The organism is Micromonospora sp. SL1-18 (genome assembly GCF_047921505.1).
Lineage (GTDB): Bacteria > Actinomycetota > Actinomycetes > Mycobacteriales > Micromonosporaceae > Micromonospora.
In genome coordinates, this window is record NZ_JBLROA010000244.1 from 1 (window position 1) to 335 (window position 335).

The 335-nt window shown below is 66.3% G+C and carries 1 pseudogene; it reads right to left on the bottom strand.

The window, feature by feature from the left end:
• Positions 1–20: 20 nt before the first annotated feature.
• A pseudogene (locus ACNAW0_RS30780) lies at positions 21–335 on the bottom strand (IS5/IS1182 family transposase); the annotation flags it as partial.

Consider the following 335-nt stretch of genomic DNA (forward strand, 5'->3'; position numbering starts at 1 on the left):
AGAGCGACCGGCAATTGGTGTTACTTGAGCCTGCGGGTGGTGGGTCGGGTGTCCCAACGGTAGAGCGTGCGGGCGCGGCGGATGAGTTGACGGACTGTGACGAAGGCTGCGGCCAGGTACAGGTAGAAGTCGATGACGTTGGCGTTGCGGTCGGTGCAGCGACGGATCTTGCCGAACCCGTTCATCCACGAGTTCGTGCGCTCGACCACCCAGCGTTTGCCGACCTGGACCGGGGCGGGGATGCCCTTGCGCGCGATGTCGGCGTCGAAGCCCAGCTCGTCAAGCAGGTCCCGGGTCGGGCCGTTGTCGTAGGCGCGGTCCAGATGCGCGGTGAC